Source organism: Staphylococcus sp. HMSC034C12 (assembly GCF_001835895.1).
GTDB lineage: Bacteria > Bacillota > Bacilli > Staphylococcales > Staphylococcaceae > Staphylococcus > Staphylococcus hominis.
This window is the reverse complement of record NZ_KV826334.1, coordinates 1-6,976: the sequence shown is the minus strand read 5'-3', so window position 1 is coordinate 6,976 and position 6,976 is coordinate 1. Positions and strand designations below refer to the sequence as shown.

The window sequence follows — 6,976 nt, the reverse complement described above, 5'->3', positions numbered from 1 at the left end:
TTATTAAGTTCCCATTTTAAGGGTTCAGTGCCTAAATCCCAGCCTTTTATTAGTTTAGGTTAAAACAAAAAAGTGATGAACTCAGTCATCACTCAAAATCAATTATTTGTCATCTTTTTTGTCTTTATTATCGTGTTTTTCTCCACCAGTGTATTCATTAATTTGATCTTTTGCTTTATTTACTTGTTCATTATCACTATTTTTAAATTTTTCAGCTGCATCTTTTGCTTTATCTACAAAACTCATTATAACAAGCTCCTTTCAAGTTAATTTTTAATATGTGAGTTACTTTGACTTCCTATATTTGTTATCTACCACAATACTATCGTTATAAACATTTATCTCAAAAAAAATATATTAATAACGTAGTATGATTATACATTTATGAAACACGATAATTCTTGTTATAAGATGACGCATTGAATCATCTTATAATGAAACAATGGATGATATAGAAAATACATATTAGCGTATTTACCATTCCAAAACGAAAAATGATAAACAAGAGAAAGATTAAATTGCCTAAAAAATTAATTTCTCACTATACTTTTATTATTAATCTATTAACTATATTTGTCTACTTATTAACTAAAAATTCATTAAATTATCGCTTTTCATTTTAAATATTGTAATATTACAATAACCGCAATGCGACGGCCTTCACGATTATTTAAAATGTGGTTAAGTAACGTCGTCTTGCCTGACCCGAGATAACCACTCAATACCGTTACAGGTATCTTGCCCATAAAGTCATACCTTTCTTTTTATAAATCGTAATAATTACGTTTTATATTTTACATTTAAATATTTAATTGTCAATCTAACCCAAATTAATTAAATGTAGCCACAACCATGATTAAAGAGCGATTAAGACCATCATTTCCTGAATAATTACATATACTATTCATATTTTTATTTACTATCTCAGCTTGACACATCTTGTTTTAGGTGTTTATTATAAAATAAATTAGGTTAACCTAAACTTTTATTTAGGAGGTAGTTGATTGATAGAAATTAGCAACATGAATTTGCATTTAAATCACAAACATGTCCTTAAAGATATCACTTTAAAGATTCCAATTTCTGGGGAGATTATCGGTATTATGGGGCCCAATGGTGCCGGTAAATCATCTTTGTTGAAATGTCTAATCGGTGAATTTAACGCAACCGGCGAGATGTATTTATATGGCAAATTCATACATAAACAATTGCAATACGTTACATATATTCCTCAAAAAGCACAATTAGACTTAGACTTTCCAATCAATGTGGAAAAAGTCATATTATCTGGTTGTTACCAAACTATCGGCTGGTTCAAACGCGTCGATCACGCTTCAAAAATGAAATTTCAAAAACTATTAGGAGACTTGGACTTAGCCTCGTTACAATACAAACAAATTTCCGAGCTTAGTGGCGGCCAATTGCAACGTGTACTTGTAGCAAGAGCATTGATGTCAGATAGTACCGTTTATTTATTAGACGAACCGTTTGTGGGCATCGATTTTAACAGTGAGCAACTAATTATGGAAAAACTTCGCCAATTAAAAAATCAAGGCAAGCTCATTCTTATTGTGCATCATGATTTATCTAAAGCAGAACAATATTTCGATCGAATCCTTTTACTTAATCGTACTGTTAGGTTCTTCGGTCCCAGTCATCAGGCGATGTACTCACAATATCTAAATCGAACATTTCTATTTAATGTGTCTTCTACTTTTGAAGAAAGGAGCGACCTACCAAATGACTGATTTCATTCAACATTTATTTGATTATCAGTTCTTAAACCGGGCGTTAATTACATCAATCGTTGTAGGTGTTGTATGTGGAACTGTAGGGAGTTTGATTATCTTGCGTGGATTATCGTTAATGGGAGATGCAATGAGTCATGCTGTTTTACCTGGGGTAGCTTTGTCCTTCTTATTCAATATTCCGATGTTCATCGGAGCATTAGTAACTGGCATGATTGCAAGTTTATTAATTGGCTACATTTCAAATAATAGTAAAACAAAGCCCGATGCAGCAATTGGCATTAGTTTCACTGCATTTCTTGCAACGGGTATCATCATTATCAGTCTTATCAATAGCACGACAGATTTACATCATATTTTATTCGGAAACTTACTCGCAATCACTCGACAAACATTTTGGACAACCATCATTATTGGCGTCATCGTGATGTTACTGATTGTCATACTTTATCGACCATTAATGATTTCAACCTTTGATGCAACATTCAGCCGTGTGAGTGGTTTGAATACAACGATGCTACATTATTTTGTAATGCTCTTACTTGCCTTAGTAACCGTCGCTAGTATTCAAACTGTAGGCATTATCTTAGTCGTTGCATTGCTTGTGACACCGGCGTCGACCGCTTTTTTAATCACTAAGAATCTATATTCAATGATGATTGTAGCTAGTTTGATAGGCATAGTAAGTTCTATCATCGGCTTGTACTTTAGCTTTATTTACAATCTGCCTAGTGGTGCGACGATTGTGATTGCAACATTTAGTATTTATATCTTGACTCTTCTCTTTTCAAAAATAAAAACAAAATACAGAGGTGTACAAACAACATGAAAAAATTTATTCCATTACTTATTGCATTAATGCTTGTTCTAGCAGCTTGTAGTTCGAATTCTAATGAGCAACATAGCAAACATCACGACAAACTAAAGGTCGTGACTACTAACTCTATTATTTATGATATGGTCAAACAGGTAGCTGGCGACAAGGTAGACGTTCATAGCATCGTACCTGTAGGACAAGATCCCCATGAATATGAAGTGAAACCGAAAGATATTAAACAGCTTACTGATGCAGATGTCATCTTCTACAATGGTTTCAATTTAGAATCTGGTAACGGTTGGTTTGAAAAAGCCTTAAAACAAGCAGGTAAATCTACTGATGATAAGTCAGTCTTCGCGGTGTCTAAAGGTGTTAAACCAATTTATCTAAATGGGGAAACTGGCAATAAAGATAAGATTGATCCACACGCTTGGTTGAGTTTAGATAATGGTATTCAATATGTGAAGAACATTCAAGAACAATTAATTAAAGCAGATTCATCACATAAAGCAGACTATGAGAAACAAGGTAAGACTTATCTTGCCCAACTGGAAAAGTTAAACAAGGATAGTAAAGATAAATTTAATGATATTCCTAAACAAGAACGTGCCATGATTACAAGTGAAGGTGCTTTCAAATACTTTTCAAAAGCATTTGATATTAAACCTGGCTATATTTGGGAAATCAATACTGAAAAACAAGGCACACCTTCACAAATGAAACAAGCTATACAGTTTGTTAAAGACAATCACATTAAACATTTATTAGTTGAAACAAGTGTAGATAAAAAATCTATGAATAGCTTATCTGAAGAAACTGGCAAAAGTATTTACGGAGAAGTATTTACAGATTCAATTGGAAAAGAAGGATCTAAAGGAGATTCTTATTATAAAATGATGAAACATAATATCGAGACAATTCACGGAAGCATGGAATAATCATTTATAAAACAATGAAAGAGGTTGAGACATAAAGCGTTTATGTCTCAACCTCTAATTTTGTATTCAGTGTTATGAGTTTAACGAAGTATTTCTACAAAGTCTTTATTTGCTGTTAAAAAGTAGCCGTCTTCAGTTACGAGACGAGGTGTTGAGCTTTTAGTGTAGATGATATTTTTAATCTTCAATATTTCTCCTACTTTAAGAGGCTCAACTACATTATCTTTAAATTGACGTGAATCGTATAACTTACATCCCTTAATAATCTTAACTTCGTTTGGCGTTTCAGTGATGTATTTTTCGCTATCTTTCGTTTTAATTAACGTGATAAAGTCTTTATTCGCCGTTACAAAGTTGCCGTCTTCAAGTACTAATCTTGGCGTGCCATTTGACGAATTTTGAATTTCTTTCGGAGTAATACGGCTTCCTGCTTCCAAGCTTGCCACCTTTTCCTTAAAAGCTAAGAGTGAACCTAATATACACTTCTTCAAGTATAAAACCTCCTATCCATTTTAATTGTACAATACATTTAAATTAAATTTAATGCTGAGGTTATTTACATACCAAAAATATGAAAGTTCTTCCTACCAAAAAATATAGAAGAACTCTTATAATTTTTATGAAAGAATTTCAATATGCTAATTTGTTAGTATGATTTCCGACTAAACTACTTTCCACTCTCTATCTATAAGCATACATTAATTCAAATCAGTCAAACATGGCTCATTTTGTTTATCAATTATTAAGGGGGAATAAGAAGCCTAAAATCTTGTAATGGTTTTGTAAATCCTAATTGTCATTCACCCAATTGCTATCTTTACTTAAATATATTTATACTAAAATCTTTATTCGCTAATCACTAGATAGGCATAAATAAATAATTATTCTTCTCAACTTATACCACAACTATATTCAATTTATTGTGTTTGTTTGTTTATAATGCATTGTAAATAAATTGCTATTAATATTTCTTTCTTTAATTTAGTACTGAGAATTTGTATATTGTGTTTTTCGCCACGTTTTTTAGTTCTCTTGTTTTTTGAAATATCTAAAAAACTGCGCTTTGCAATTAATAATGTTTTATTCTCAGAGGTGATTTTAGTCTCATTGCTAAAAAATGGGTTACTTACATCAAATAAATCAGACTTATAATTAAATTTATAGGGTATTTGTTGCTTTCCACCACTTTTGAAGAATTTTTTCATTTCAAGTGTACCTACTTCTTCACTGTCTAAATAAATCGCATACTTGGGCCTATTAGCTACAATATTTTTACGAATTACTTTCACATTATTATTACGAGAATTCATTTGTATACTATATTTTGTCTGAACACCAAATATACTCATTATTTCGTGTGATCTATTAGCAAAAAAAGGTTTGTAAGTTATTGTCTCATTACCATATATAACATTGCTTTGATTCTCAATGATATATAAAGGCATCTGCACGAAGAACTCTCCGTCTTTAAAATCTTTATCATTATCAGAGTTTATATTAGTCGGAGAATGCTTTTTTTGTAGATATTTTCTAAAGAATAATATACTTATTATAATTATCGTAACAATCCCCCATAATAACCATGTACTCCATAAAGGTGCTTTAAACAATTGGTTTTTTCCTATAAGCACTAAGAACGTATTTATTAAGTTAAATACTAGAAGTACTATCCATATCAGTGCTTCACGAAATATAGTCATTACCATTTCTCCTCTACTCAATGAACCGTTTACTATATATATTGCGCAACTTAATTTTTAGTTTTATTTATGGTACGCTTCTGCGTATCGGTTAATGATGCGGTTTTCTATGATGTTTATTAATAAATATAAGATGCGAAGCATTTGTATAATCCAAGCACTTCGCACCTATCTCTTATTTTTTATTTATTCCTGAAGAATGACTCTAAACTTTTAATTACTTTTTTAGTTCGCAATATATCAGCTTCTTTTGATTCTATTAACACATATTTAGTAACTCGACCTTTACCTTCTTGTTTTATCAAATTATCATCTTTTAGTTTTTCTAAAATATTTCTAAACTGATATTCTGTCATATTTTCTATTTTTAAGGCTTCACCCTTACTTATTGACCCATAGTCAATAATATGCTTTATTACTTTTTTGTCTAACTCAGGATATTTTTCAAACTCCTTCATTAAATCTTGTTTCCAAAGTACTACATTAGTGTCCATGTCCGTTAATTCTATTTCAGGCGTTTTAAGCTTATGTCTATTAACTACATCGAATATCCTTGGTCCTCCAGACCCAGCTTTTTCTGAATATCCTACTCTTCTGAAAAGCGTCGATAATATACTATTTCTGACCTTTGAATGCCCTCCATGAATAAAATCTTCTTTATTTATTCTCATATTACCCGGATTATAAAACTCTATAAAATCTTCACAATTAACTATTTTAATACTTTGCTTAGTATCATAATACGCATGCATTAATGTATTAACCAGTGCTTCGCGAATTGCTACTTTTAAATCTCTTGCGTAATTTTGTCTAGTCAAACCATCATTTAGGCTAAATGATTCCTCAATGTTATCAGTTAATTTTATCAATACTTTTTCAAAAAAACTATACACGTTTAAATCTTCATTACCTAAATCTCCACTTGATATTCTATCTTTCCAGTCAGTATCTAGGTAATTTGTTTTCTTAAAATAATCTAATTGAAATCCTGGGAATCTATCACTAATCGCATTATACTTACCAAAGAATAATAAACATGCTGTAGTCATTTTATACTGTTTGTCTTTCGAACTCCTATCTTTTCTATATGCCCCTAAATCTATCATTAAATCCATTTGGCTCATATTCGCATATCTCTCATCATTAGTATTTTTTAATAGAAGTTTCCTGTAATTTTCGATAGATTCGTGATTTAAATCAGACATGTCATAGTTATCTAATAATTCTGTATCTATATCGTCTTGAGAATTTACAATCATGAATTTATACTCTTCTTCAGTCGCAATTCTATCAGCATCATCAACTCTTTTATATACTAAATCTTTTTTATTATCTACATATATCGGTTTCTTCGAATAAGGCGCTTCTGGTACATGAATTTCAATGCACGCTTTATTTTCAATATTAACAATTTTAACATCTTTATCTGATAAAATATTTTGACTAACTTTATTTCTTCCATATAGTGCATTCCAAAAATCTTCAATCATTTTCTCTGGATCTTCAACACCAACTGAAACAAAGACTTTTTTGTCCTCGACCTTTTTTTCTTCAATTCCTAAATATATAGTGCCACCTTCAGTATTTGCAAAAGCACTATACGTAGACCAAATATCATTAGATAACCCTTTTCGTGATTTCTTATACTCTATATATTTACTTTCTCTGTGCAACGCAATTCCTCCAAATCATAAGTATTAAAATACTCCATTAATTTACTCAAACCGTCTACCATAGTATTTCGCGCGATTATTACGATGATTCCAAACGATT

At 30.9% G+C, this 6,976-nt stretch carries 7 protein-coding genes and 1 pseudogene; 3 read left to right on the top strand and 5 right to left on the bottom strand.

The window, feature by feature from the left end:
• Positions 1–102: 102 nt before the first annotated feature.
• A complete protein-coding gene (locus HMPREF2629_RS11060) occupies positions 103–246 on the bottom strand; it encodes an SAS049 family protein (protein ID WP_002449224.1) in 144 nt (47 codons plus the stop codon).
• Positions 247–635: 389 nt separating this feature from the next.
• Positions 636–746 (bottom strand): annotated as a pseudogene (locus HMPREF2629_RS10930) (GTP-binding protein); the annotation flags it as partial.
• Positions 747–1,004: 258 nt separating this feature from the next.
• On the opposite strand from HMPREF2629_RS10930, the gene HMPREF2629_RS07950 reads away from it, so the two are divergent.
• The 3 genes from HMPREF2629_RS07950 to mntC are packed head-to-tail and all read left to right on the top strand — an operon-like array spanning position 1,005 to position 3,503.
• Positions 1,005–1,748 carry a metal ABC transporter ATP-binding protein gene (locus HMPREF2629_RS07950; protein ID WP_002449195.1) on the top strand — a complete coding sequence of 248 codons (744 nt, stop codon included), beginning with the start codon at positions 1,005–1,007 and terminating at the stop codon, positions 1,746–1,748.
• The gene (locus HMPREF2629_RS07945; RefSeq protein ID WP_002449296.1) at positions 1,741–2,577 is read left to right on the top strand and encodes a metal ABC transporter permease; all 837 of its coding nucleotides are present in this window, start codon (positions 1,741–1,743) and stop codon (positions 2,575–2,577) included. Before HMPREF2629_RS07950 ends, HMPREF2629_RS07945 begins: the two co-directional genes overlap by 8 nt.
• Positions 2,574–3,503, top strand: a complete 930-nt coding sequence (gene mntC / locus HMPREF2629_RS07940) for a manganese ABC transporter substrate-binding lipoprotein MntC (RefSeq protein WP_053037086.1) — start codon at positions 2,574–2,576, stop codon at positions 3,501–3,503. Before HMPREF2629_RS07945 ends, mntC begins: the two co-directional genes overlap by 4 nt.
• A gap of 80 nt (positions 3,504–3,583) precedes the next feature.
• Here mntC and HMPREF2629_RS07935 read toward each other — a convergent pair whose 3' ends face one another.
• From HMPREF2629_RS07935 to HMPREF2629_RS07925, 3 genes are all read right to left on the bottom strand, one after another.
• Positions 3,584–3,994, bottom strand: a complete 411-nt coding sequence (locus tag HMPREF2629_RS07935; protein WP_039984130.1) for a DUF5776 domain-containing protein — start codon at positions 3,992–3,994, stop codon at positions 3,584–3,586.
• Positions 3,995–4,420: 426 nt separating this feature from the next.
• On the bottom strand, positions 4,421–5,203 hold the full coding sequence (locus HMPREF2629_RS07930; protein ID WP_070813266.1) for a hypothetical protein: 783 nt from the start codon (positions 5,201–5,203) through the stop codon (positions 4,421–4,423).
• Positions 5,204–5,385: 182 nt separating this feature from the next.
• Positions 5,386–6,876 carry an ATP-binding protein gene (locus tag HMPREF2629_RS07925; protein WP_070508270.1) on the bottom strand — a complete coding sequence of 497 codons (1,491 nt, stop codon included), beginning with the start codon at positions 6,874–6,876 and terminating at the stop codon, positions 5,386–5,388.
• Positions 6,877–6,976: the final 100 nt, after the last annotated feature.

Coding starts and splice junctions, on each gene's coding strand:
- HMPREF2629_RS11060 (WP_002449224.1), bottom strand. CDS start 246: ATGAGTTTTGTAGATAAAGCAAAAGATGCAGCTGAAAAATTTAAAAAT.
- HMPREF2629_RS07945 (WP_002449296.1), top strand. CDS start 1,741: ATGACTGATTTCATTCAACATTTATTTGATTATCAGTTCTTAAACCGG.
- mntC (WP_053037086.1), top strand. CDS start 2,574: ATGAAAAAATTTATTCCATTACTTATTGCATTAATGCTTGTTCTAGCA.
- HMPREF2629_RS07930 (WP_070813266.1), bottom strand. CDS start 5,203: ATGACTATATTTCGTGAAGCACTGATATGGATAGTACTTCTAGTATTT.